The sequence below is a fragment of the Saccharopolyspora antiqui genome (assembly GCF_052246905.1).
GTDB lineage: Bacteria > Actinomycetota > Actinomycetes > Mycobacteriales > Pseudonocardiaceae > Saccharopolyspora.
The window spans coordinates 934,871-958,804 of record NZ_JBQQBO010000001.1 but is presented as its reverse complement, the minus strand read 5'-3'; the positions used below and the strand labels follow the sequence as shown (position 1 = coordinate 958,804).

General features: G+C 65.9%; 25 protein-coding genes, 1 tRNA gene and 2 pseudogenes. 15 read left to right on the top strand and 13 right to left on the bottom strand.

What is annotated here, in order from left to right; genetic code table 11:
- Positions 1-8: 8 nt before the first annotated feature.
- From ACTWQN_RS04135 to ACTWQN_RS04110, 6 genes are all read left to right on the top strand, one after another.
- Entirely contained in the window at positions 9-302 is a 294-nt protein-coding gene (locus tag ACTWQN_RS04135; protein WP_443201948.1) for a ferredoxin family protein, read from the top strand.
- A gap of 1 nt (position 303) precedes the next feature.
- Positions 304-1,176, top strand: coding sequence for a mycofactocin-associated electron transfer flavoprotein beta subunit (locus ACTWQN_RS04130; protein ID WP_443201947.1), 873 nt, complete (start codon positions 304-306; stop codon positions 1,174-1,176).
- Positions 1,177-1,368: 192 nt separating this feature from the next.
- Positions 1,369-2,151, top strand: a complete 783-nt coding sequence (locus ACTWQN_RS04125; protein ID WP_443201946.1) for a mycofactocin-coupled SDR family oxidoreductase — start codon at positions 1,369-1,371, stop codon at positions 2,149-2,151.
- Positions 2,148-3,518, top strand: coding sequence for a mycofactocin biosynthesis glycosyltransferase MftF (gene mftF, locus ACTWQN_RS04120; RefSeq protein WP_443201945.1), 1,371 nt, complete (start codon positions 2,148-2,150; stop codon positions 3,516-3,518). Before ACTWQN_RS04125 ends, mftF begins: the two co-directional genes overlap by 4 nt.
- Complete coding sequence (gene mftE / locus ACTWQN_RS04115) at positions 3,515-4,255, top strand: mycofactocin biosynthesis peptidyl-dipeptidase MftE (protein ID WP_443201944.1); 741 nt, start codon at positions 3,515-3,517, stop codon at positions 4,253-4,255. The genes mftF and mftE overlap by 4 nt, the downstream gene beginning before the upstream one ends.
- Positions 4,256-4,278: 23 nt before the next feature.
- A tRNA-Pro gene (locus ACTWQN_RS04110) sits at positions 4,279-4,352 on the top strand.
- A 39-nt stretch (positions 4,353-4,391) separates the two neighbouring features.
- Here ACTWQN_RS04110 and ACTWQN_RS04105 read toward each other — a convergent pair.
- Positions 4,392-4,775, bottom strand: coding sequence for a hypothetical protein (locus ACTWQN_RS04105; protein WP_443202025.1), 384 nt, complete (start codon positions 4,773-4,775; stop codon positions 4,392-4,394).
- Here ACTWQN_RS04105 and ACTWQN_RS04100 point away from each other — a divergent pair.
- From ACTWQN_RS04100 to ACTWQN_RS04090, 3 genes are all read left to right on the top strand, one after another.
- On the top strand, positions 4,669-5,319 hold the full coding sequence (locus tag ACTWQN_RS04100) for a DUF5753 domain-containing protein (protein WP_443201943.1): 651 nt from the start codon (positions 4,669-4,671) through the stop codon (positions 5,317-5,319). The genes ACTWQN_RS04105 and ACTWQN_RS04100 overlap by 107 nt on opposite strands.
- Positions 5,320-5,422: 103 nt before the next feature.
- Entirely contained in the window at positions 5,423-5,560 is a 138-nt protein-coding gene (locus tag ACTWQN_RS04095) for a hypothetical protein (RefSeq protein ID WP_443201942.1), read from the top strand.
- A 226-nt stretch (positions 5,561-5,786) separates the two neighbouring features.
- Positions 5,787-6,773, top strand: a complete 987-nt coding sequence (locus ACTWQN_RS04090) for an AraC-like ligand-binding domain-containing protein (RefSeq protein ID WP_443201941.1) — start codon at positions 5,787-5,789, stop codon at positions 6,771-6,773.
- 96 nt (positions 6,774-6,869) lie between these two features.
- Here ACTWQN_RS04090 and ACTWQN_RS04085 read toward each other — a convergent pair whose 3' ends face one another.
- The 3 genes and pseudogenes from ACTWQN_RS04085 to ACTWQN_RS04075 form a co-directional block, all read right to left on the bottom strand.
- The gene (locus ACTWQN_RS04085; protein ID WP_443201940.1) at positions 6,870-7,430 is read right to left on the bottom strand and encodes a peptidase inhibitor family I36 protein; all 561 of its coding nucleotides are present in this window, start codon (positions 7,428-7,430) and stop codon (positions 6,870-6,872) included.
- Between the two features lie 10 nt (positions 7,431-7,440).
- Positions 7,441-7,728 carry a terminase gpP N-terminus-related DNA-binding protein gene (locus ACTWQN_RS04080; RefSeq protein ID WP_443202022.1) on the bottom strand — a complete coding sequence of 96 codons (288 nt, stop codon included), beginning with the start codon at positions 7,726-7,728 and terminating at the stop codon, positions 7,441-7,443.
- 34 nt (positions 7,729-7,762) lie between these two features.
- Positions 7,763-7,994, bottom strand: a pseudogene (locus tag ACTWQN_RS04075) (RNA polymerase subunit sigma-24); the annotation flags it as partial.
- Between the two features lie 381 nt (positions 7,995-8,375).
- Between ACTWQN_RS04075 and ACTWQN_RS04070 the strand changes: the two are divergent.
- Positions 8,376-8,915, top strand: coding sequence for a helix-turn-helix domain-containing protein (locus tag ACTWQN_RS04070; protein ID WP_443202021.1), 540 nt, complete (start codon positions 8,376-8,378; stop codon positions 8,913-8,915).
- A gap of 97 nt (positions 8,916-9,012) precedes the next feature.
- Here the strand turns inward: ACTWQN_RS04070 and ACTWQN_RS04065 are convergent, their stop codons facing one another.
- The 4 genes from ACTWQN_RS04065 to ACTWQN_RS04050 form a co-directional block, all read right to left on the bottom strand.
- Positions 9,013-10,140 (bottom strand): glycosyltransferase, encoded by a 1,128-nt coding sequence (locus ACTWQN_RS04065; protein ID WP_443201939.1) that lies wholly within the window; start codon positions 10,138-10,140, stop codon positions 9,013-9,015.
- Positions 10,141-10,323: 183 nt separating this feature from the next.
- Entirely contained in the window at positions 10,324-10,992 is a 669-nt protein-coding gene (locus tag ACTWQN_RS04060) for an alpha/beta hydrolase (RefSeq protein WP_443201938.1), read from the bottom strand.
- Between the two features lie 191 nt (positions 10,993-11,183).
- Positions 11,184-11,705 carry a DUF6130 family protein gene (locus ACTWQN_RS04055; RefSeq protein WP_443201937.1) on the bottom strand — a complete coding sequence of 174 codons (522 nt, stop codon included), beginning with the start codon at positions 11,703-11,705 and terminating at the stop codon, positions 11,184-11,186.
- A complete protein-coding gene (locus tag ACTWQN_RS04050; protein WP_443201936.1) occupies positions 11,702-12,733 on the bottom strand; it encodes an alpha/beta fold hydrolase in 1,032 nt (343 codons plus the stop codon). Before ACTWQN_RS04050 ends, ACTWQN_RS04055 begins: the two co-directional genes overlap by 4 nt.
- Positions 12,734-13,047: 314 nt before the next feature.
- Here ACTWQN_RS04050 and ACTWQN_RS04045 point away from each other — a divergent pair, with 314 nt between their 5' ends.
- Positions 13,048-13,893, top strand: a complete 846-nt coding sequence (locus ACTWQN_RS04045; protein WP_443201935.1) for an alpha/beta fold hydrolase — start codon at positions 13,048-13,050, stop codon at positions 13,891-13,893.
- A gap of 1,138 nt (positions 13,894-15,031) precedes the next feature.
- Positions 15,032-16,036, top strand: a complete 1,005-nt coding sequence (locus ACTWQN_RS04040; RefSeq protein ID WP_443201934.1) for a DUF418 domain-containing protein — start codon at positions 15,032-15,034, stop codon at positions 16,034-16,036.
- Positions 16,037-16,350: 314 nt separating this feature from the next.
- On the opposite strand, the gene ACTWQN_RS04035 is transcribed toward ACTWQN_RS04040, so the two are convergent.
- The 5 genes from ACTWQN_RS04035 to ACTWQN_RS04015 all read right to left on the bottom strand — a co-directional run bounded on the left by ACTWQN_RS04035 (position 16,351) and on the right by ACTWQN_RS04015 (position 21,703).
- On the bottom strand, positions 16,351-17,784 hold the full coding sequence (locus ACTWQN_RS04035) for an aldehyde dehydrogenase (protein WP_443202020.1): 1,434 nt from the start codon (positions 17,782-17,784) through the stop codon (positions 16,351-16,353).
- 185 nt (positions 17,785-17,969) lie between these two features.
- On the bottom strand, positions 17,970-18,686 hold the full coding sequence (locus ACTWQN_RS04030) for a flavin reductase family protein (protein WP_443201933.1): 717 nt from the start codon (positions 18,684-18,686) through the stop codon (positions 17,970-17,972).
- Positions 18,687-18,781: 95 nt separating this feature from the next.
- A complete protein-coding gene (locus tag ACTWQN_RS04025) occupies positions 18,782-19,570 on the bottom strand; it encodes an enoyl-CoA hydratase/isomerase family protein (RefSeq protein WP_443201932.1) in 789 nt (262 codons plus the stop codon).
- Between the two features lie 27 nt (positions 19,571-19,597).
- Positions 19,598-20,497 carry an alpha/beta hydrolase gene (locus ACTWQN_RS04020; protein WP_443201931.1) on the bottom strand — a complete coding sequence of 300 codons (900 nt, stop codon included), beginning with the start codon at positions 20,495-20,497 and terminating at the stop codon, positions 19,598-19,600.
- A 9-nt stretch (positions 20,498-20,506) separates the two neighbouring features.
- Positions 20,507-21,703: an alpha/beta fold hydrolase gene (locus tag ACTWQN_RS04015; RefSeq protein ID WP_443201930.1), complete on the bottom strand. Its 1,197-nt coding sequence runs from the start codon at positions 21,701-21,703 to the stop codon at positions 20,507-20,509.
- 203 nt (positions 21,704-21,906) lie between these two features.
- Here ACTWQN_RS04015 and ACTWQN_RS04010 point away from each other — a divergent pair, with 203 nt between their 5' ends.
- The 3 genes and pseudogenes from ACTWQN_RS04010 to ACTWQN_RS04000 all read left to right on the top strand — a co-directional run.
- Positions 21,907-22,752, top strand: a complete 846-nt coding sequence (locus tag ACTWQN_RS04010) for an MBL fold metallo-hydrolase (protein ID WP_443201929.1) — start codon at positions 21,907-21,909, stop codon at positions 22,750-22,752.
- Between the two features lie 69 nt (positions 22,753-22,821).
- Positions 22,822-23,400, top strand: coding sequence for a CGNR zinc finger domain-containing protein (locus ACTWQN_RS04005; protein ID WP_443201928.1), 579 nt, complete (start codon positions 22,822-22,824; stop codon positions 23,398-23,400).
- Between the two features lie 202 nt (positions 23,401-23,602).
- Positions 23,603-23,875 (top strand): annotated as a pseudogene (locus tag ACTWQN_RS04000) (GMC oxidoreductase); the annotation flags it as partial.
- Between the last annotated feature and the right edge of the window lie 59 nt (positions 23,876-23,934).

The following is a 23,934-nucleotide window of genomic DNA, read 5'->3' as shown; positions in this document are numbered from 1 at the left end:
GGGTCAACATGCAGCAATACCGCGACATGTCGTTCGAGGACCGGATGACCACAGTGGACTTCGACGTCGGTGAACGCCCGCACATCACCGTCGACTCCGACATCTGCCGGTCGTGCACCACCAAGGAATGCGTGCACGCGTGCCCGGCGAAGCTGTTCGTGCCCACCGGCGACGGCGGAATCCTGTTCAACTACGAGCAGTGCTTCGAATGCGGCACCTGCTACCAGATCTGCAACTCCTCGGGCGCCATCACCTGGACCTATCCCGACGGCGGGCACGGCGTCGTGTTCCGGAAGGGCTGACATGGAGATCGTGGTGGCATTGGGCTGGTCCTGGCAACGCGTCGGGGTGGATCCGCTCAGCGGCATCGTTCACGCCGACGAACGCGACCGGGGCAGCAACGCCGCCGAAGATGCCGCGCTGGAACACGGCCTGCGGCTCGCCGAACGATTCGACGGCCGCGTGCTGGCGGTGACGGTGGGACCCGCGGCAGCGGACGCGGTGCTGCGAACCGCACTGGCAGCCGGTGCCCACGAAGCGATCCGAGTCGACCGGGACGACCGGCTGGAACCCCGCGCACTGGCCGAAAACGGTGCCGCTACGGCCGCGGCCATCGCGTCCGCGCTGCGCGATCGCACCCCGGATCTCGTGCTGTGCGGGGACAGATCGGCTGACGGCGGGACCGGAACAACGCCCGCCTTCCTGGCCGCCCGACTCGGCGCCGCCCAGGCGCTCGGCGTCGTGCGGCTCGAAACCGACGGTCGGTCGGTCCTCGCCCATCGCCGACTCGACGGCGGCAGCCGGGAGCTGCTGCGGCTGCCGCGACCGGCGGTCGTGTCGGTCGAAGCCGCCGGGGTGCGCCTGCGCCGGGCGAGCCTGCCCGCGCTGCTGGCCGCCCAGCAGGCGACGGTGCCCGCGATCCCCGGCGAGGAGCTCGCGAGTGGACATTCCGATAAGCGGGGTATCCACTCACGACCACGTCGCCCCCGCCCGAGGGAGCTGCCCGCCCCGACCGGCACGACCGCCCACGATCGGATGCTCGAACTGACCGGCGCGCTGCGGGAACGCACCCCGCCGACCGTCATCGGACCGCTGTCGGCGGCGGAAGCGGTCGACGAACTGCTGAACTACCTGCGCCGCCACGGCTACACCACCGGGGTAGGGCGTCGTGAGTGACAATTTTTCCCGCTTGCGGGGCCGCCCGGGTGCGGGTGTCCCGCAGGACACCGGTGCGGGTGTCCCGCAAGACACCTCGGGTGCGGGTGTCCCGCAGGACACCGGTGCGGGTGCCTCGCAAAACACCTCGGGTGCGGGTGTCCCGCAAAACACCTCGGGTGCGGGTGTCCCGCAAAACACTGTGGAGAGGTCATGAGCAGAGTCGCGGTCGTGACGGGCGCGGCCCGCGGAATCGGCGCAGCCGTGGTGCAGCGCCTCGCCACCGACGGATGGCGGGTGGTCGCCGTCGACATCTGCGCGGACCTCCCGGGCGCCTCCTACCCGCTGGCCACCCGAGCCCAACTGCGGGCCCTCGCCGAGCGCTGGCCGGACTCGGTGCGAGACGTGGTCGCGGACGTCCGCGACGAGACAGCCCTGCGCCAAGCCGTCGCGGTGGCCGAAACCGAGTTCGGCGGACTCGACGCGGCGGTCGCGGCGGCAGCGGTCATGGCCGGTGGCCAGCCGCTCTGGGAGACCTCCGACGACCAGTGGGACGCCCTGTTCGACGTCGGTGTCCGCGGCGTGGCGAACCTGGCCCGCGCAGCCGTCCCGCTGCTGCTGCAACGCCCACAACCCCGATCCGGTCGTTTCGTCGCCCTCGCGTCCTCGGCCGCGCACCGCGGCCTCTACCACCTCGCCGGGTACAACGCGGCCAAGCACGCCGTGGTCGGCCTGATCCGGGGCCTGGCCACCGACCTGCGCGGCACCGGAGTCACGGCCACCGCGGTGTCCCCGGGATCGACCCGGACGGACATGCTGACCGCGACGGCGGCCTACTACGACCTGCCGGATGTCGAGGAGTTCAGCCAACACCAGCTCGTCGAACGCCTGCTGGAACCCGATGAGGTAGCGGCAGCGGTGTGCTGGCTGTGCGGCGAACAGGCCTCGGCGATCACCGGGACCGTCGTCCACGCCGACGGAGGCTTCACGGCATGACCCTGCGATTGGTGCCCGACCCCGGCCTGCTCCGCTGGGACAACGGGCGAATCTTGGCTGGCGGATCGCCGTTCCGAGTGATGCGCCTGAGCACCAGGGGAGCGGACCTCGTCAACGATTGGATCGAGGGCGAACCCGCATCCGGCAGCGCTGCGACCCTGGCGCGACGCCTCGTCCGAGCGGGCATGATGCATCCGCACTACGACGCGACGCGGTTCGGTCCGGACGACGTGACGGTGGTTGTCCCGGTGCGGGACGCCTCGCCGACCAGCCTCCTCACCGCACTCGGCACGACCCGGGCGATCGTGGTCGATGACGGATCCGAGCAGCCGGTGGCCGGAGCGGCATGGCGCCACGACGTCGCCCGAGGACCTGCGGCCGCTCGCAACGCGGGCTGGCGACTGGTCCGCACGCCGCTCGTGGCGTTCCTGGACGCCGACACGGTGCCAGAACCGGGCTGGCTCGAACCGGTGTTGCGGCACTTCGAAGACCCAGCGGTGGCGGCCGTGGCCCCCCGCGTCCGCAGCACACCGGGTGACACGGCCCTAGCCCGCTACGAGAGCACGCAGTCCCCCCTCGACATGGGGACCGAACCGGGCCTGGTGCGACCGGGCGGCCGGATCAGCTACGTCCCAACGGCCGCCCTCGTCGTCCGGGTGGCGGCACTGCGCGAACTGGACGGCTTCGACGAAGACCTGCGCTTCGGCGAGGACGTCGACCTGATCTGGCGACTCATCGACCAGCGGCACCTGGTGCGCTACGAGCCGACCGCCGTCGTCCAACACGCGCCGCGCACGCGGTGGAGTGCCCTGCTGCGCCAACGTTTCGACTACGGCACATCAGCCGGACCGCTCGGCCAGCGGCACGGCGAAGCCGTCGCGCCGGTGCGAGCGTCGCTGTGGAGCGCGTTGGCCTGGGCACTCGTCCTCACCAGCCGGACCGGCGCGGGTCTCGCCGTGGTCGGCGGCGCGGCGGTCCTGCTGTCCCGAAAGCTCGGCAAGATCGGCGTCCCAACCCGCGAATCGCTGCGCCTGGCGGTGCAGGGCAATATCGGCGCGGGGCGCATCTTCGCCGATGCCATCGGCCGGGCCTGGGCGCCGATTGCGGTCCCGCTGCTGCTGTTCAGCCGCCGAGGACGGGTCGTGCTCGGCCTGGTGGCGCTGCGGCACTTGCTGGACTGGACCCGCGAACGCCCGCCGCTGGACCCGATCCGCTGGAGCCTGGCGCGCATCGCCGACGACGTGGCCTACGGCTGTGGTGTCCTGCGCGGCGCCCTCAAGTCGCGGAGCCTCGCGCCGTTGCTGCCGTCGCTGTCCGACGGCGGTGGCCGCAGCAGCGTCCCGGTGTCGGACAAGGCGGAGCGATGACGCGGCTGGCCGACCTGACCTGGCCCGAGATCGCCGGGATCGCCGGGCACAGCCTCCTCGCGATCCCGGTCGGCGCGACCGAACAGCACGGCCCCCACCTGCCGTTCACCGTCGACACCGAGATAGCGGTGGAGCTGGCCACCCGACTCGCCCAGCGCAGATCTGCCCTGGTCGCACCGCCGGTGACCTACGGCTCCAGCGGCGAGCACGCCGGATTCCCCGGCACGTTGTCGATCGGCCAGGAAGCGGTCGAGCGACTGCTCGTCGAGCTCATCCGCTCCGCCGACGCGTTCGCGGGAATCGTGCTGGTATCCGCCCACGGCGGCAACGCCGAGCCGGTCCGCCGCGCCGTCACGACCGCGCGAGCCGAAGGCCGCCGGGCCCTCGCCTGGGCCCCGACCGGCCGACCCGACGACACCCACGCGGGCCGCACCGAAACCTCGGTGCTGCTCGCGCTCCGCCCGCAGGCCGTCCGCCTCGACCGCGCCGAGCCCGGCAACACCACGCCGCTGCCGAACCTGATCAACCGGCTCCGCGCTGAGGGAGTCCGCGCGACCAGCCCGAACGGTGTCCTGGGCAACCCCGGAGGCGCGACGGCGGCCGAGGGCACCCAACTCCTGGCAGCCTGGACAACAGCCCTGACAGCAGCGGTGGACGCCTGGCACCAGCCCGATGACCAGGCCAAACCGGGCAACGAGGGCCCCGATGATCGCCCATCCGGCCGTGCGTTAAGCTAACGGAACACCCCAAGAGGTGAGGCCGGGATGTAGCGCAGCTTGGTAGCGCACTTGACTGGGGGTCAAGGGGTCGCAGGTTCAAATCCTGTCATCCCGACGGTCGCAACAGCCCGCTGACCGAGCGCGTAAGCGCAGGTCAGTGGGCTGTTTGGTGTTCCGGTGTGGATCTTGTCATGATCATCGAATCGAGATCAAAAAGGCCGTCCAGGAGCGAATCAGCTTGTCGGTATCTGACCCCGCGCCTATCGCGCTTGACCTGGAGGTCCGCATCGATGCCCGCGACGGTTCGTACGGCCAAGAAGCTGCTGCTCGGAAACGAGATCGCGCACATGATCGAGAGTGCGGGTATCTCGCAGGGTGAGGCGGCCAAGCTCATCGAAACGAGCCAGTCCGCATAGCGTTGTTGATCAAGGGTGGGGGCAGCATCTCGCCTGGGGACTTGGTCCTGCTCGCTGACAAGCTCGGCTTCACCGACGAGGGATACAAGGAAGAACTGCGCGAACTGCGGCGTGACAACCACAAGCGTGGCTTCTGGACCACCGGGCACAATCGTGTACTCGGAGGATCTTCGGCTGCTTGTGGACTCGGAGAAGCATGCCGATCAGATTCGCTCAGTGCAGGTGGAGGTCGTTCCTGGGCTGGTGCAGTGCGAGTCCTACGTGCGTGCCATGCACGCTGATGAGCCGGACAACCAGGATGTGTCGCTCGAAGACAAGATCCGGGCCAGGCTGGCTCGCCAGGACATCCTCGATAAGCCGGAACCACCGGTCGTCCACTTCGTGCTCTCCGAGTCGTGCCTGCGACGAGTCTGGGGCGACTCGGAGGTCATGCGAGAGCAAATCGACTACTTGATCAAGCTCTCGGACCGGCCAAACATCCACCTTCAGGTCATGCCCTTCGACCAGCCGCACGGTCGGCGCTCACCCATCGGGAACCGGTTCACCATGATCCGCATGCCCACGTCTGGTGCTGCGGGCCCGTTGGAGTTGGTCTACGTCGAGGGCGAAGGCGAGATCCGCGACCTCGACGACAAGAAGGCGCTGGCGGCGCACGAAAAGGCATGAGTTCGTCTGTCCGATGCCGCGCTACGGTTTCCGGAGACCCGCAAGTTCCTGAGATCCGTCCTCAAGGACTTCAGGAAGCGACCACCCGAGGAGAGAACTGCCGATGACCAGCGCCCTGCCCGCCTTCGCCGAACACGACTTCCGCAAGGCAAGCGCCAGCGATCCGAGCAAGGAGTGCGTGCGCGTCGCCCGCCGGGACGGCTGGGTCGAACTCCGCGACGACAAGACCAGTTCCCACTGAGGGGGTATCTGGACGATCTCGCAAGCGGGTTTCGACGGTTTCTCATACGGAGAGTTCGGCGGGCAGACGCCCGCCGTTGATCATTCTATCGTGATCGCGATCCTGCACACGGGCGATGACCTGTTGGCAGGTGGGCGAACTGGGGCGCGTTGACTTGACTCAGCACGCCAGTATCCTCTGTCCTAATTGCGATCTATATACCTTTTGGGTCGCTGGGGGCTGGGGTGTGATCGAGGCGGAGTTTCGAACCGATGACGTTGCTGCGTTGGACCGGTTCGATATGTGGCGTGAGCTCCTGGCGAAAGCAATGGCGCCCATGGACATGGGCACTGACCAACCGGAGCAGTTTCGGGCGGAGATGCGACTGCTGCGATTTGGCGCGGTGAGTGTGTGGCCGGCGACGTGCCAGCCGATGACGTTCCAGCGGACGTCGAAGCTGATCAGGCAGTCCGATCCGGAGATTTACCACCTCAGCTTCCCCTTCCGCGGAAACTTGTGGATAAGCCAGTCCGGTCGGGAAGACGTTCATGGTCCCTGGGACATGTACGTGGTCGGCACGTCGCAGCCGTTCGAGTGCGCCAACACCTCAGCGAAACTGGTCAGCCTGGAAGTCCCGCGGCGGCTGCTGCCGCTGTCGGGTGACAGGGTCGACCGGTTGGTGACGCATCGGTTGTCCGCGCGAGAGGGGCCGGGTGCTCTGTTGGCCGGGACCCTCATGCAATTGGCGCGTGACTACCGGTCATTCCGTGCCACGGACGGGGTCCGGTTGGAGACGGTGCTGGTCGATCTGCTCGCCGCCACGTTGGCCCACCACCTCGATGCCGAGGACAGCCTCCCGCCGGAGACCCGTAGTCGTACTCTCGCCGCGCGCATCCGGGCTTTCATCCGCCATCACCTCCAGGACCCTGACCTGACGCCGCCGATGATCGCTGCCGCACACCACATCTCCGTCAGCTACCTGCATCGAATCGTTCGCTCCTGTTGGCACGGCACCACGCTGACTGAGTGGATCCGCGAGCAACGCCTTGAACATGCCCGCCAGGACCTCGCGGACGAGGCACAACGCGCCACCCCGGTCCATCACATCGCCGCCCGTTGGGGCTACACCAACGCCGCCGTCTTCTCCCGCGCCTTCCGTGCTGCGTTCGGCGCCCCGCCTGGTGAGTATCGCCATCAAGCCCTCAACCGAGCTCGTCTCGACGTCAACGGTTGATCGACATTCCGGGGTGTGGACGTTTATGTCATCCGGCTTGGTACCACGCATGAACAACCGGCCTAGGGCTGGCTGTTCATGCGTGGATCGAGGCTGCTAGAAAAGCTCAACCACGTCGATCTTGTTGTTCCAGTTGCCACCGTGGGGGTAGACGAGCTGACCCAGGTCCCCGAGCTTGCCGGCAGCAGTTAGCGTGTATTCCGCATCTGGGATCCCGGTGCGCACGTCGATGAATTTCGATTGCGATTTCCGGTAGTTGTAAACACTGTTGGCCCGGTCCCGAAGGCCGTGGTCGGCAAGATCGTGGCGTCCGGGACTGCGCAGCTCGACACCTTTTGCCTGGTAGTTCCGGTTGTCCCAGAGGCAGAACGACCCGTCCCGGCAGTCCTCGATATCGGTGATGCCGAGTTCTTTCGCGGGCAGGTCGACGCAGCGGAACTTCGACGGCGCTTCCTCCATGCAGTAGTCGGCGCCCTCCCAGTCCTGCGCGAGGTTGATCGTCCTCCCGTTGTACTCGGCGAGAACACCACCCACCTGCTCGCCCGTCGGGAGCGACTCGTCCACCACGGCGCTCGCGCCAGCCGTCGTCACCAAGCACGACGCCATCACCACGCTGGCCCCCAACACCGTCAACCCGCGACGGAATGCACTGATCATGTTTTCTCCTTCACCTGTCCCCCCGGATATGTCGCCTCGACGGAGCCGACACGATCAATCCTCCGGAGATCCAGGTGCGCTGTCGTTGACCACAGCCACACACCTGCATGATTCTCAGTGCACTCGACCAAACGCCTGCGCCGTCATGCGGCAGCCCGCAGTGGCCAGAAACCGGCGTCGCTCCTTCGGCGGCGGGTTGATCGCGGTCGAGGTAGCGGTAGACGGTCTTGCGGGAGACGCCGAAGGTTTGGCCGATCTGTGCGACGGTGTATTTGCGTTTGCCGTGGTCGTCGTATATCTCGCGGGCCTTGAGCGCTGGCAGAGCCCCTGGCTCAGCGGCGCAGGACGGTCTCGCGCTGCATGTGCGACAGCTTGCCGGGATTGCGGACGGCGTAGAGCTCGGTGATGAGTCCGTCGTCGATGCGCATCGTCATGACGGTGTCGATCTCCCCGCCCAGCCGGATGATCAGAGCCGGGTAGCCGTTGACCTGTACCGGCTCCAGCGATGCCTCGTCGCCGATTTGCGTCGAAGCCAGCGGCCACCAGGCGAGCCACCCTATCGGCGGCCCCCGGGATTCACCGGCCACACCGACTTCACCCGTGCTTTCCGCACCGTCTACGGCACCCCACCCCGCGACTACCGCCAACAAAGACTCCACACCTCGGAGTTGACGCAGCGTCAAGAAATTGTGGACGCTCTGCTAATGACGCCCCGACTGAATCCCGGCACCTTGAAAGCATCCCACTGCATCCGAGCGTGGGGGTTGGTTATGACACAGGGGAGAACAAGTGCGGAAACCACGACTAATGATGACCGCAGTGGCGGCCGCAATTACAGCGCTGATGCTGGCACTGCCCGCAACGGCCTCAGCCGACAGCCACATCTTCGCTCCAGCCGACAACCACGTCTACTCTCCAGCCGGAGTCCGCTGAACAAACGCCAGGCTGAGCCGAGCATACGGATTCCCGCCCGGGACCAAATCCCGGGCGGGCGGGAGTGTCCTGGCGATCCTGCAGTTGCTCGCCGATGAGACCGCCAGCGACACTCCTGGATCGGCGACCATGCGCGACCAGCTCACCTTGAACCTGTTCGTCCAGATACTTCGGACGCTGTTGGCCTCAGATGACCAGCTCGGCTGGCTCGGTGCGTTGAACGACGAGAACATCGGCGCCGCACCGGTATCGATCCACCAGAAACCCGAATACCGCTGGACAGTGGCCGAGCTGGCGTCCGCGGCAGGCATGTCCAGAAGCACCTTCGCGCTGCGGTTCAAGACATTGGTCGGCGTGCCGCCGTTGGACTACCTGGCGCGCTGGCGAATGCAGTCCGCGATCCGCGCGGTGCGTTCCACGGACCGGACGATCGCGTCCATCGCAGGCGAATTCGGGTACGCGTCGGAGGCAGCGTTCAGCAACGCCTTCAAGCGGATCACCGCCCACCCGCCGACCCACTACCGGGCGCGGGGCGAACCCCACCCCAGCTGACACCTCCGCACATCGAGACTACCGACGGAATCCGGCCGAGCTGGTCCAATCAGCTCGGCCGCACCGGTGTCCTAAACGGACCGTCGACGGCCGGTGTTCAGCCCCTGTTCGAGACTTGGCTTGCGAGTCGCTGCACGACACGTGCGGGGGATTCCATCGCGGCGATCTCCTCCGCGAGAACTCCGGCCCGAGCACGGAACGAGTCGTCGTGCAGTAACCGGGCGACGGCCGGGCCGACCTCTGCGGCCTCCGAGACCACCACGGCCGCGCCAGCCGCCTCGGCGCGCTCGCCGTTGATCCCCTGGTCGGCTCCCTGGGGAAACACCACCATCGGCAGTCCGCGGCTCAACGAGGCCAGTACGGTACCGGACCCACCGGCGGCGACCACGATGCTCACCCCCCCGAGCAGCCGTTCCAGGGGGACGAAGCCGACCACGCGCACCCGGGTGCGGTCGACGTCGACGGCGTCGGCGTCACCATTCGGCCCCAGAGTCGCGATGACGTTGACGTCCACGATCTCCAGAGATGCCAGGACGGCTTGCACCACACCGACATCGGTGAAAACGGTGCCCAGGGTGAGCAGAACCAGCGGCCGATCAGCACGCCCGACGAAATCCGGAACGCGCCACGGATCTCCGTCGATGCGATGGGGCTCAGAACGCAGCGCGATTCGGTTGTCCGGCGGCTGCCACCCATCGGCCTGCAACGACGGCGGGCACGGGTCGAGGGAGGCCAAGGGAGGTGTGGGAGTCAGTCCGCGGTCGGAGTACCGCGACGCGACGGTTCGGTGCATGGCCTGGAGAAACTCGTCGGGGCTCGGCCCGAGGTTCAAGACGTTCCACGGCACGCCCAGATGAGCCGCGACCAGCGGACCCACGCAGTCATAGTGTTCCGCGATGATCAGATCCGGTTTCCACGCCTCGGCCGCGTCGAGAGCTTCGGCGATGCTCAGGTCGACTCGCGTGCCAGCGAAGAACTCGGCAACCGACTCGGGTTCGGGATCGGACGCCGGGTCGGCTCCGCCGGTCCGACGCGCGACTTCGGCGAACAGCACGTCGGGCATGGGACCGGCGGGCAGGACAGGCAGATCGAGCTCGACGGTCCCCGCCATCCCACCGCTGGTCAGCAAGGCGACCTCGTGGCCAGCCGCGCGAGCCGCCCGCGCCAGGGGGCCGAAGGGGATCAAGTGGCCGTATGCCGGAGTGCCGGACAGCAGAATACGCATGGTGCTCCAAAGAGGGGTGTAGGAATTCGTGCGCGTCTGACTGACAGATCGCCTTGCCACACGGGCGAATCCCGTTTTCGAGCAACTCCTCGTGCCGGGAACGTCGCCAGCCAGCGCGTCTCGTCATGCTGGCCAGGGCCACCAGAACCTCGCGCCAGCGGGCCGCATCCGCGCCGGTGGCGATCATCCCGCCGCTTGCTCGATGACGTCGACGACTGCCTTCGGGTTGGTTGCGGCGACCGCGTGGGGCGAGCGCACTTCGGTGATCACGGCACCGGCGCGCTGTGCTTGGAAACGTTCCGCTGCTGGCGGGATGGCCTTGTCTTCGGTTGCCACGATGGCGTACTTGCGGATGTCCGCGGGCGCGGCGGCGGTGACCTTTTCCTCGAAGGCCGCAGCCAGGATCGGTCGTTGTCCAGCCGCGTCCACGGCCGCGTCGGCCGCCGGAGCACCTGCGGCGAAGAGTTCGCGGAAGCTCTCCGGGTTCACGTAGAGTTCCTCGCCATCCGGCCCGCTGATCGTGTGAGTGGTCGCCGGGCCGATCAGGGATCCTGGGAACTGGGCATTCAGCTGCCCGGCGGTTTCGCCTGCCTGCGGAATGAACGCCGCGACGTAGACCAACGCGGTCACGTCGGTCGTCCTGCTCGCCAGCGCACTGACCAGCAGACCACCGTAGGAGTGCCCGACCAGGATCTTGGGTCCCCGGATGGCGTCGACAACCCCTTCGATCGCGGCGGTATCCGATGCGATGCCGCGTAGCGGAACCGCCGGGGCGATGACCGGGAAACCCTCAGCTTGCAGCTCTCTGGTGACCTTGCTCCAGGCTGACGCGTCCTCGAACGCTCCGGGCACCAGAACGATGGTCGGTTTCGCAGACGCTGGCGCGCCTTCTGCCGCCGGATGGGAACTCGGCACCGCGGCGCTTAGTTCTGGTTGAGCGGCACAGCTGGTGGCGAACACGGCGATACCGAGCGCTGCAGCTACCGCAAGGGAAGCACTCTTGATCTTCATCTGCTTTCTCAATCGGATGGCGTTTCTCGGGGTCAGTGGTGGTTGCCGTCGCGCGGCGGGATGACCAGGTCCACGGTTTTGCGGTCGATGATCTTGTGCGTGGGATCGGCGAGTTCGATCAAGACCTGGTGCGGGCCGGGCGGCAGACTCTGGATGATCAGTGGTTCGCCGCTGCCGTCCGCCCAGTGCCAGGCCGCGTCATCGACGGTGACGTGGATGTGGCCGATCCGCGGCGAGACGTCGAGCGCGTTCGGGCCGTAGACCGCGACGATGCGCAGGTTCTCGGCGCGGTAGCGGATCACGACCAGTCCCATGGCCAGTTGATCGGGCAGTGGCGTGTCCACCACGAGAAAGGGGGCTGGTTGGGACGGCAGCGGTACCACCGGCGCCGGTGGCCAACTCGGCTCGCCCGCGGATGCGGGGTGCGTGCTCAGTGGGTTCGCCGGGAGCGGCGGGCCCGGTGCGGAACAGGACGCGGCGAGAACCAGACCGGCGATGACAACAGCGCTCTTGGTCAGCCTGCGGGTCAGCGGATGGTTCGTCTGCGGTTTCATCGGAGCGTGGTCACCTCAAGGATGGCTGCGGCGAATGCGTGCGGATTTTCCTGGGGAAGGTTGTGCCCGGCCCCGGGGATTTGGTGATGTACGCGGGGTCCGGTGAAGTGCTTCGCCGAGCTGGTGCCGTCGGTGGCGGGCACGCTCCCGTCGGCCAGGCCGTCGAGGGTGACGGCCGCAACGGTGATCGGCGGTTGCGCCAGCAGCCGCGCCTCCAAGTGGTCGTAGCCGGGATCACCAGGTGCGGCCAGCAGGCGGTGGCGATAGGAGTGCAGTACGACGTCGACGTAGTCGGGGTTGTCGAAGGCATCCGCCGCGCGGTCGAGGTCGCCCTCGGTGAAATGCCAGGTCGGCGAGTTCCTGGTCCAGACGACCCGGGCGATTTCCTCGGGGTCGTTGGCCAGTCCGGCTCGGCCGCGTTCGCTGAGGAAGTAGAAGAAGTACCAGTGGGCGGATTCGGTCGCCGGAGGATCCGGTGTCAGCGCGGCGTCGAGGTTCTGGATCAGGTAGTTGTTCACCGACACGAGACCGGCGCACCGCTGCGGCCACAGCGCGGCCGCGACGCAGCAGCCGCGACCGCCCCAGTCGTATCCGGCGAAAACGGCCCGGGGGATGTGCAGTGCGTCCAGCAGATTGATGACGTCTTGGCCCAGCGCGGCCTGCTGTCCGGATCGGACGGTGTCCGCGCGTAGGAACCGGGTCGGGCCGTTTCCGCGCAGATAGGGGACGATCACGCGGAATCCGTGTTCGACGAGTTCGGGAACCACGTCGCGGTAGCAGTCGATGGAGTAGGGCCAGCCGTGCCAGAGCGTCACGACTTCGCCGTCGGCTGGTCCGGCCTCGTAGTAGGCGACGTCCAGCACATCGGTCCGCACGTGTTTGAGCGGGCCGAGAGCGGGCGACTCCGGTGCGCGGGTCTTGGCGACGTCGACCGGTGCCGCGCTGGGAGTCGGCGAACAGCCGGTAACGGACACGACCGAAGCCGACGCGGCGGCGACAACGCGGGAAAACGCTCTCCTGTTCAGCATCCCGCCACCCGCATTCGCGAGAACGAGTGGTGGCGAACCTTGTTCGACGAGGGTTGTGGTGTGAACCGGTGTGGCACAGTGAGCCACGCTAGGTATCCGGTGCGGATCTTCGCGCCCGTCGAGTGACGCTGCCGATGTACGTCACCGCACTGCGCACCCGGGCGCAGACGGGATTGGTCGGGGTCCCTCAAGGTTCCGCAGCGCAGTCAAACTGCCCGAGAACGGCTGTCGTGCGATGGTGTCGGCACACGGCCCTCACCGGCAGCGCCGACCAGGCGGTCTGCGGAGCCTTCTCATCGCTGGGAGCAGAATCCATGGGTGAACGTCGTAACGGATACATCGTGACCAACGATTCGGTGCGCCTGCACTATGTGGAAGCCGGTGTCGGGGTTCCGTTGGTGCTGGTGCCGGGTTTTTCGCAGAGTGCTGCCGAGTTCGGAGCGCAGATCGACGATCTGAGCCGGGACCACCGGGTGGTTGCCGTGGACCATCGTGGACATGGCGAGTCGGACAGGCCGCGGCACGGTTACCGGGTTTCCCGGCTGGCTGCTGATCTGCGGGATCTCCTTGAGGCCCTGGATCTTCGGGATGTCGTGCTGCTTGGCCATTCGTTGGGCTGCGCGGTCATCTGGTGCTACTGGGACTTGTTCGACCGCAGTCGCATCAGCCGCCTGGTTTTGGTGGACCAGGGGCCGCTGGCCGCGGTGGATCTGGCGCCAGCAGGTCGGGCCGCTGAGTTGGGTGCGATCTTCAGCGCGGAGGCGGGTTTCGGGATCGCGGCTGGGCTGCGTGGCACCGATGCGGTCGCCACCACGAGGTCCATCGTTGACATGATGCGCACTGCGGCGATGGGCGAGGACGAGGTCGAGTGGATCGTTGAGCAGAACCTTCTCCTCCCGCGCGAGCATGCCGCGAGCTTGCACTTGGATCACTACGGCAACGATTGGCGCGATGTGCTGCCGCGCATTACGGTGCCCACGCTGGTCATCGGTGGTGAGGTCAGCGTCTTCGGCCCCGGCGTCGGGCAGTGGGTCGCCGCGCGGATCCCGGGCGCGCGGCTGAGGACGTTCTCCGCGGCCGAGTTCGGCAGCCACCTGATGTTCCGGGAGAACGCAGAACTCTTCAACACCGTCGTACGGGACTTCCTCTCGACCGGGTAGCCAGCATGGGGCCGTGGCTCCGCACGAGTCAGCGGCAGGCCGCGAGCACGCTTTCTCCCAAAGGAAGACAAAGAGTGCTCGACGAGCAGTCTGCGGAACCTGCCCCGAAATCCTTGCTGTCACGAGACGTCAGTCCACTGTAAGCGGGTTCACGATGCCAAGGCCAGTTCAGCTCCCGTGCCGAACTCGGCGCGGCGCTCAGACGATCTGAGTGACGTACACACTGGCCGTCATGTGACGGACGCGAACATGCCCTTGGGGGTCTATGTTCCCGGCCGTGGTCGAAACGAACGAGGTCAGGTGGAACCACCTCACCGCCGCGGAGCTGAACGAACTCGCAGCGCTAGACGCAGTGGTGTTGCTTCCCATCGGTTCGACCGAGCAACACGGCTGCTGATCGCCCGGTTCGGAGAGTAGAGCAGGCCATGAACCGTGCCCGGCTGGCGGGTTACCTGGGCGCATCGTGCATCCACTCGTTTGGCAAACCGTCCACAGTGAACTCTCGTCGGAGTCGAACCGGACGGTTACCGGTGAATCTGAGCCCACGTCAAGCACGTCCTCGCACCGTTGAAACATCAGGGATGACCATCTCGAAGGCAAGGGAGTCCATCACGCCATGCTCGGCATAGCGCCCTGCACGCCTTCGTCCTCGCCGGATTGGCCCGCGCGTGGGCGACCGACCGGACGACGCGCCTCCACGCCGGAAAGATCATGTGTGGAAACCACTTGCAACCAGCCAAGTTGTCCGGTGAGTGATCAGGCAGCAGGCGAGAGGAAGGCTTCGTGGATGTCGGCTCGGGGTTCCCTGCGGATGCGCTGTTGCAGTGTTGGGCCGGGTCGGGGGTTTCTCAGGGTCTTCCCTGACGCAGCGCCGTGACGCGGTGGCGATGCTGGACGTATGACGACGTACCGGGGAAGAGCTACGCCGAGCACGCACTGGCTAAAGTGGACATCGCCATCGGTGTCCTCGGCATGTTCCGGCGGACAGCTGGTGCTCCGGGCCCGAAGCCGGGGTTGCCCGTCCTCCTTAGCTGGCTCATCGCCGCGTTAGTCACCTCCACCAGCGGTCCCACGCTCCGACGCCTCCAGGCCGAGCCAACCAACAACGAACAACTCACGCACTAGAAGGGAATCACGCATGATGACCGCTCCCGCGGTAACCGGGAGGACCGGGTTTGCGCAGTCCAGCTCGGGTCCACGCATCGGCCAGCTCGACGCGCTGCGCGGGTTCGCGCTCGGCGGGATCTTGCTGGTCAATATCGGCCAGATCATGCACATGGCCGACATCGTCGACCTTCGGAAGCTGCCCATTCCGCACGTCCTGGACCTGACCGCACATCAACGGTTCTTCCCGCTGTTCTCGCTGCTGTTCGGGGTCGGCTTCGGCATCTTCCTGCAACGGGCGCAGACCAGGGCACCGCGGCCGCGGCTGCTGTTATTGCGCCGCCTGGCAGCGCTCGCCGTACTCGGTGCCGCGCACCATTGGCTGCAGCCAGGCGAGGCGTTGCTGGGATATGCGCTGATCGGCATCGTCGTGCTGCTGCCGCTGAGCTGGGCACCGCGCTGGATGAACCTGGCAATCGGGCTGGCCGCGATCGTGGTGCCGACGGCACTGTTCGGCAGTGGTTTCCTACTAGTGCCAGGTCTACTCGTGACCGGTTTCGCGCTGGCCCAGCTCGGTCTCCCCAACGCCCTCGACCGGCTCGGCCCGCACCTGCTGGCCGTGTTCGTACTCGCGGCTGCGGGCTCGGTGGCCGCGTTGCTGTGGCAGGAACAGGACCCTCTGAACGCAGGCTTCACTGTCTCGTCCGGCGTGGCCGGGCTGACCATGGCCCTCGCCTACGCCACCGGACTCCTACTGATCCTGCGCACCCCGGTCGGTCGCTGGTTCGCACCCACCTTGGAGGCGCTCGGACGGATGGCGCTCACCAACTACATCACGGCGACCCTGCTCATCGTGTCCTTCGGACCCCTCCTCGGGCTGAAAGGGTCGAGCGCCTGGCCGACCATGCTCGGACTCGCCGTGGCGATCCTGGCCGTGCAGGCGCTGTGGAGCCGGTGGTGGCTGGCCCGCTTCCGGTACGGGCCCCTGGAATGGGCCTGGCGCCGCGTCACCTGGTGGCGCCGCGTCGACCTGCGCTGACCGGCCACCCCGACGCCGCGCGGTCGACACCGCAGCCCAACCAGACGGTGGCCCCACCTCACCCGATCGCCGCCTGCCCCACCCTGGCCGAGCGCGAACCGGCCAGGGTGGGGCAGGCGCGTTCGTCTTGTCGGATTCCACTCCCGGAGTCCGAGGAAGGACGCGGGTGCGGCAGCTCAGCCGAATGGCCGATGTGCGGCCCGGCGAAACCGGCTGGGCGGCCGGGGTGAACCGGCTGGGCGGCCGAGGAGAAGGCCGGAGATCGCCGCCGCTAGGCGCCATTCTGCGCCATCTGGTCACTCAATCGACTATTTTCATAGATAGACGGACTGGAGTTTCTGGTAGGACGTCAACCCTTCTGGTCCGAGTTCTCGGCCCATTCCGCTTGCCTTCACCCCGCCGTACGGCGATGCGAGGTCGGGCACGTAGTGGTTGATCCCGATCGTGCCGGTGTGCACCAGCTTCGCTATTTGTCGCGCGCGGTCCTCGTCGGCGCTCCAGACTGTCCCACCGAGCCCGTACTCCGATGCGTTCGCGATCCGGACGGCGTCTTCGTCATCGTCGTACGGGATTACCGACAGCACCGGTCCGAAAATCTCCTCCCTGGCGATCGCCATGTAGTTGTCGACATCGGCGAAGATCGTCGGCTCGACGAACCAGCCTTCGTGGTTATCCGGGCGTCCGCCACCGGTTACCAGCCGAGCACCCTGCGCTGTGCCTCTCGCGATGTAGGACTCGACGACTGTCCGATGTGACTCACTGACCATCGGTCCGATTTGGGTGTCGTCGGCGAGCGCGTCGCCGACGACGGCGCCTTTCGCGAGGGCCTCGTAAAAACCGACTACCTCGTCGTATCGATTACTTGGCGCCAGAATCCGGGTGCTGGCGAAACACGTCTGGCCGTTGTTCAGCAGAGAGGCTACGAACAGTTGCTCAGCGCTGGACTCCAGGTCCGCGTCATCGAGGATGATCGCCGCGGACTTGCCGCCGAGCTCAAGGGTCACCGGCCGCAGTACGCTTCCGGCGTAGCTGGCGATTTCCCGGCCGACTTCGGTGGAACCGGTGAATGAGATCTTGTCGATGTTCGGGTGCCGAACGAGATAGCGGCCGAGTCCCTGTCCGGAGGAGATGATGTTCACGACACCGGCGGGAAGGCCGGCCGCGGCCACGGCATCGGCCAGCACGAGCGAGTCGAGAATTGTGCCGGCCGCCGGCTTGACCACGACGGTGTTGCCTGCCGCAAGGGCGGGCGCGAGCTTGAAGGATGTCAGGGTCTGTGGGAAGTTCCAGGGCACGATCGCGGCAACGACGCCCACCGGGGAACGCCGGACCAGAGTCGTCCCGGTAGGGATGCCGGAGCGGTGTTCCTCTGTCGGTGTTGTTTCGACCAACTCAGCGTAGTACTGCAAGAGGGCAGGCGATGAAACAGCCTCGAACGTCATGGACGTCGAGTAGGGCATGCCGTTCTGCAGGCTGACCAGGCGGGCGACGGTCTCATGGCGGGAAGCTAGTTCCGTGGCCAGGCGTCTGAGCGCCGTGGCCCGTTCTGCCGACGGCCAGTAGGCCCACCCGGTTGGGTCGTCGAACGCGCGACGCGCTGCGGCGACGGCTGCGTCGACATCAGTGGGCGTGCTCACCGGGACACTACCGATGGGCTGTGCCGTGCTCGCTGAAATGACGTCGGTCTGACCCCCGCCTACCGGTTTTTTCCATTCTCCACCAACGAATATTTCCCGCCGGTATAGCATTTCTTCGCTAACCCTGACCATGTGTTGATCCATATGTGATGAGGTTGAGACCATTTAATGTCTCCTACTTTATCGTATATAGTTTTCTGGTAGCCGATTCGGAAATGCGTACTCGTGTATGCGGAACCAAACTGGCGCCCATTTCAACATGAGACCTGCGGCCGAACAGTTACTGGTGGAGCAATTCACGGTTCGAGCACGGATCCTGAGGGAGACCACGTCGAAGTGTCGATCGGGGAGAAGCTGTCCTCGTGGCTATCGAGGCGCGCCATGCGTCGACCGTGGCGGGCGGCGAGGGTTTCGGACGGCAGCGGCGGGACGAATGCGTTGTCCGTGACGCTGTATTCCGCTGCTAGACGACCGATCGGTGCGAGTGCAGCGGTGTCGATTCGTCCGCTGGGCAGATATAGATCGTCTCTGATGTAGAAGCGCACTACGTTGCCCCAGACGATGTTGCCGAGGCCATCGGGTGACGAAAAGATCTGGAATACTTCGCACTCCAGTGCGATCGGTGCCTCTCGCACACGGGGCGGGCGCACGACTTCCGAGGGAGCTGCTTCGAGGCCGAGTACGTCGAACTCGTCGACGTCCGAGGGATATTCGATGGCGGAACGATGGACGTGCGTGGCCTGTGGGAACGTCGCCATGTTCGCAACGAACTGGCCTGTGTCGCGAATGTTGACGAACGTGTCCTTGAGGGTCTTTCCGTCCGAGCGGGGTTGCATGGTGAGCGATACCCGAGGAGGTTTTCGGCCCACGACAGTGAAGAAGGAGATCGGCGCGAGGTTGCGTACGCCGTCGGCCGACTGGGTACTGACCCAGGCGATGGGGCGGGGGACCACGCTTCCGATAAGCAGCTTGTACGTCGAACGCGCGTCGAGTGGCTCTGGGTCGATGACCATTGTGTTCCTTCGGATCGTTGGTGGGTACATCTGACGACTTATGGCAGCTGGCGGCGTGCCATGTGATGCCGTCGAGTGCGACCGGCAGGCGCTGGTCACCGCCCTTGGTAATTCATCACGGGACGCGGCTTTCCCGAGGCGAGCGCGTCGCGCGCGATGGGGAGGGCGTTCGTGACGTCTTCGGTGGCGAACAAAGGAATCGCTGCGTCGAGGAGGGCCGCGTCAGCGGCGGCGATGCCGCCTTGCGCCCAAGTACGCAAAAGCGCCTTGTGGACTCCGTGCGCGAGTGTTGGGCCTTGGGCCACGCGACGTGCGAACGAGCGCGCGGCTTCGAGTAGCTCGTCGTCCGGAACCACGTGGTTGACGACGCCCGCCTGAGCCATCGCCGTGGCCTGTATCCGCTCGGAGGTCAGAGCCCACTCGATCGCACGCCCCTGGCCCGCCCTCTGTGCGACGCGGTAGATGCCGCCGAGGAGCGTGACGATCCCGATGGTCTGCTCCGGGTGCCCGAACTGTGCGGACTCACCGGCAAAGAGCACGTCGGCGCGGATGGCGAGCTCGAACCCGCCGCCGAGACAAGTGCCCTGAACGGCGGCAACAACCGGGACGGACAGATTCTCGAACCGGTTGAGCACGGCGATTGAACGGCTGATTCCGTTGCGCAGCTGCGTGGGCGTGCTTTCCGGCCATGTGCTGATTTCTCCGCCGTAGCAGAAGTCTGGTCCGGCTGCCTTGAGGAGCACCGCGCGTGGCGGGCTGAGTTCAAACGCGTCCAGTGCTGCGGCGAGATCGGCGATCATCTTGTCATCGAGCCGATTCTGAGGTGGATTGGTCAACGTGAGGACGGCGACGTCCTCCTCGAACTGTAGAGTGAGGTGTGGCATCGGTTGTCCTTTCGGCGCTGGCGGGGGCTACTTCGCGGCGAGGTGCGTGCGGAACCACTCCCTCGCGGCACCGCTCGACTGCTCGAAGTGCACGAGGTAGGCGTCGAAATGTCCGCCCGGTAGCGTCAGGAGGTCCTTCGGGGGCAAGGCTTTCTGATATGCAGCCAGCTGGAGGTCGGCAGGGATGGCGGTGTCGTTCATCTCGACGATCATGAGAAGCGGTGTGGGAGAGACGCGCCCGATCCAGTTGCCGGGCTCGTACATGCGCGACGCACGGTTCGATCGCATTGTTGCCGTGTTCGTCCACTCGCCCTTCGGGACAGCCTGCCGATGGAACTCGATGGCATCGGAGGAGTGGAAAAGCGCTGGCACGGTGTGATCGTCGCTGACCACTGTCTGATAGCGCGGTTTCTCACCGCGAAGCTGTGCGCGCTCGTCTTCGTTGTGCGCTTCGTCGAACTCTACGATCCGTTCCAGCGATACCTTGCGTTGCCACTGTTCGTAGCCGCTGATCGTCGGGATCTGTGAGACGACACAGCGCACGCGGCGGTCTGTCGCGCCGAGCACGAGCGCGTGGCCGCCGGCGAAGCTCGTGCCCCAGATGCCGATCCTTGTCGGGTCGACCTCGGGCCTGGCCTCAAGGAAGGAGATGGCTCGCCGCCAATCGGCGATCTGTTGCCAGGGATCGATGTCGTTGCGGGGCTCACCGTCGCTCGCGCCGAAGTTGCGGTGATCATGGATGAGCACCGCGAACCCGTCTTCAGCGAATGCGCATGCGAACGCTTCAAGCGCCATCTCCCGCGTCCCGGCGTAGCCGTGCGCCATGGTGATCGCCGGATGAGGGCCGTCACCTGCAGGTACATAGAGCCATCCGCGTAGGGTGATTCCGTTGTCCACCGGAAATTCAACGTCGTGTCGCGTAGTCATGGAGCTGCCTCACGGCCTGTACTCGTAGTAGTCGGGAGTGAGCACGCCATCCAGCTTCGCGCCTACCTTTTTGACCATTTCGAGTACGGCGCCGAGTGGGCGGTGATGGATGGCGATATCGACGATCTGGCCAGCGTCGTTGCGAGTCAGGATAGTAATGCCCTCCATCTGCAGGCCGCCGAAGGCTGTGGCGCGCCATTCGAGGTATGTGCGAGTGCCGTTGCGGGCCTCGTGAACGAATTCCAAGGACTCGTAGGTTGAGCTGACAGTCGCCATGATCTTCTTGATGGTGTCGCGGTCATGGACCGGCTTGCTTAGAGTGCTCGCCTGAAGGCGCACGTCGGGCGCGAGTGCGTCGGCGAACGAGCTCTCGGATCGGTCTGAGAATGCGGATGTCCAGGAGTTCGAAGGCGCCGATGACGAGCCGCTCGCCGGCGCGATGACATCGCGCGCGACAAAATCGAGGATCGCGCTGACGACCGACGCGGGGTTCTCCATGTGTGGCCAGTGCCCGCTGTCCGGAATGGTGGCCATCCGCGCTTCACGGAACCGGGGCGCCACGGAGGAGGTGAAGATCTCCGATGTGACAAATGGATCATCGGCTCCGCGGAGGAGAAGCACAGGCCCGGCGAAGCGTGCCGGCTCGTTCCCGTCCGGATGTCCTTCGTTCCAGGCCATCGCGACAGCGGTGATCGTCGTCATCGGTACCTGTGCGGCGACATCGGTGAGACGACGGAGATGGTCATCCGGGAACCGCGTGGACAGTTGGGCGCGGAACGAACGCTGCGCCTCGGGGCTGAGGTCGGGGTTGCGGAAGGGCTCCAGCTGCTCGTCGGGCAGCCTCACACCTGCGAGCGGAATCGGGTTCAGCAGTGCCAACGCCGCGACCCGATCCGGTTGCCGCCCGGCGACCAGCTCGGCGATCTGAGCGCCCATGCTGTGTCCGACGAGGACAACAGGGGTCTTGAGTTTCGCGACCTCGGCCATCACGTCCCGCGTGTACCGCTCCAGGGTGAAAGGGCCCTGTTCGAGGTACCGATCGCCCATGCCGGCCAGCTTCACTGTCACCGTCGGAAGCGACCTCTCGGTCAAGCCCGGCCTCACGTCGTTCCAGCCGTCCGCGTCGTCCATAAAGCCGTGAACGAGCACGACCGTGAGCGGTTGGGTATCGCCTGACTCGTTCGCCGGAGTCTTCGGCAGGTCCATGTGTATCCCGTCTCCTTTGACTGCCGGTCGAGTCTCGACCTTGCCTGGGGTACTCAGGGTGACGCAAGCTTAGGTCAGATGACTATGTCTCGCAAGACGACGATTCTCATGTGATTTCGCGTGTGATGCTTCACAGATGTAGTGATTAAGACATAATCTTATAGTGTATGACTACGTCACCCACTATCACTCAAGGAGGCGTCATGGGGTCATCACAGCTGTCGTACGCCGTCTACGTGGCAGAGAGCGTCCCGACGACGGTGACGGATCTACCGCCGGGCCTGGATCGGCGGATGTGGTCGCCTACGGCGGCCACCCTTATCGCTGGGGAGCGTGACGCCGTGCTCGTCGATCCGCTGTTCACGGTGAAGCAGGCCGAGGATCTGGTGGCCTGGCTCGCTATCAGCGGGAAGAATCTGACAACGGTGTACGTCACCCACGGACACGGCGACCACTGGTTCGGATTGGGTGCAGTACTCGACCGATTCCCCGGCGCCCGCGCGGTCGCGGTGCCCAAGGTTGTCGAGCAGATGCGTGCACAGTCAACGCCCGCGGCATTGATGGAGGTGTGGGAGACCCGGTTCCCCGGACAGATTCCCCGCCACATCGTGCTCGCTGACCCGCTGGAAGGAACCCTCGAATTGGAGGGCCATGAACTCGTGCCGATCGAGCTGGGACACACCGACTCCGACGACACCACGTGCCTTCATGTTCCCTCAGCAGGTCTCGTCGTCGCCGGGGATGCGGCTTACAACAACGTGCACCTCTATCTCGCGGGTTCGGACGAGGCCGGGCGCCGGGACTGGCTTCACGCGCTTGACCGGATCGAAGGCCTGCAGCCGCGTGCAGTCGTTGCGGGGCACAAGGATCCGTCGGCGGACGACGATCCGGGGATCATCTCCGAGACCCGCCAGTACATCCGAACGTTCGAGGAGGGCGTAGCGAATACCAGCACGGCGCTCGATCTCTACCACTACATGATCGAGCGCTACCCTGCGCGGATCAACCGCGGCGCGCTGTGGGGATCCGTGCAGGTGGCCAAGGGCTGAGCCTTGAGCGCAGGATTCGACATGGCCATATAAGGTATCCCTATGTCAGTTTTTGCGACTGAACGATACTTGGTCAAGATCGCGCCCACCGGTCTCGTTCTTGTCCAGGAGATCCTGAACACGCGCCCCGCCGGGAAGCCCGCGCTGCCGGACCTTCTCCGTGACGCGGACGCCGCTCAAGGCTGGGCGACCGGAGCTGCCGAAGCCTGGGGGGAACGGACCGGCCTGCCTGTTCCGGATCTCACCATCACCGTCGAAGAGTTGCACGCGCTGCAGGTTCTTCGCGCACAGCTGCAACGAGCGGTGTGCGGAGAGGTGCGGGATGAACCGATCGACGGACGCATGCGCGATGTGCGGTGCTCGCTCGAATTTCGCCTCGGAAGCGATGGTGAGCTGTCCGCCGTCCCGCGGGGCCGAGGCGCGGCGTGGATCAACGCGGTCGCTCTGCGCGAAGTCTTCCTGGGACAAGATCGCGATACCTGGAAGCGACTCAAACTGTGCCGCAACCGGGTTTGCTCGATAGCCTTCTACGACACGACCAACAACAACAACGGGGCGTGGCACAACGCTCAGATCTGTGGAAACGCGGTCAACCTGCGTGCGTCGCGCGCTCGACGGCGCAGGTCCGACAGGACTGCGAGCCCCTGATCCCAGAGGTCGCTGTCGGCGGCACGTTCGCTGAGATCAGGCCATCCCGGATCTTCCGCGGTTACTCATCAGTGGAGACCGGGCACGACCGGTGTGTGATTTCCACCCCGGTCAAGCATTTCTGCAGCTTGGCCGCGATCTTAGGCTTGAAATGCCGTGAAGCCGAAGTAGCTGGACCGTGTAACCACCCGGTGGGACTTGCCGGATCGGCACAGACGATCTGTACGTTGTGGACACTCAACCGCAACTGCGTGTGCACGGCATCAGCGGATTGCGCGTAGCCGATGCTTCCGCAATGCCGTCCATTGTGTCCGGCAATACCAACGCGACCGTCTACGCAATCACTGAGAAAGCGGCAGATCTCATCCGCGTGGAGAACCTTGAAGACCTTCGGCGAGAACAACAATCGCCTAACTGGCGCGGCTACTATAGCGTGGCAAGTCAACCAGCTTGGTATCCGCATACGGCCGGTTGAACCTCCTCCCGTCCTTGGAAGGCCGGGTGTGCAGCCGAGCCTGGGACAGCAATTAAAGG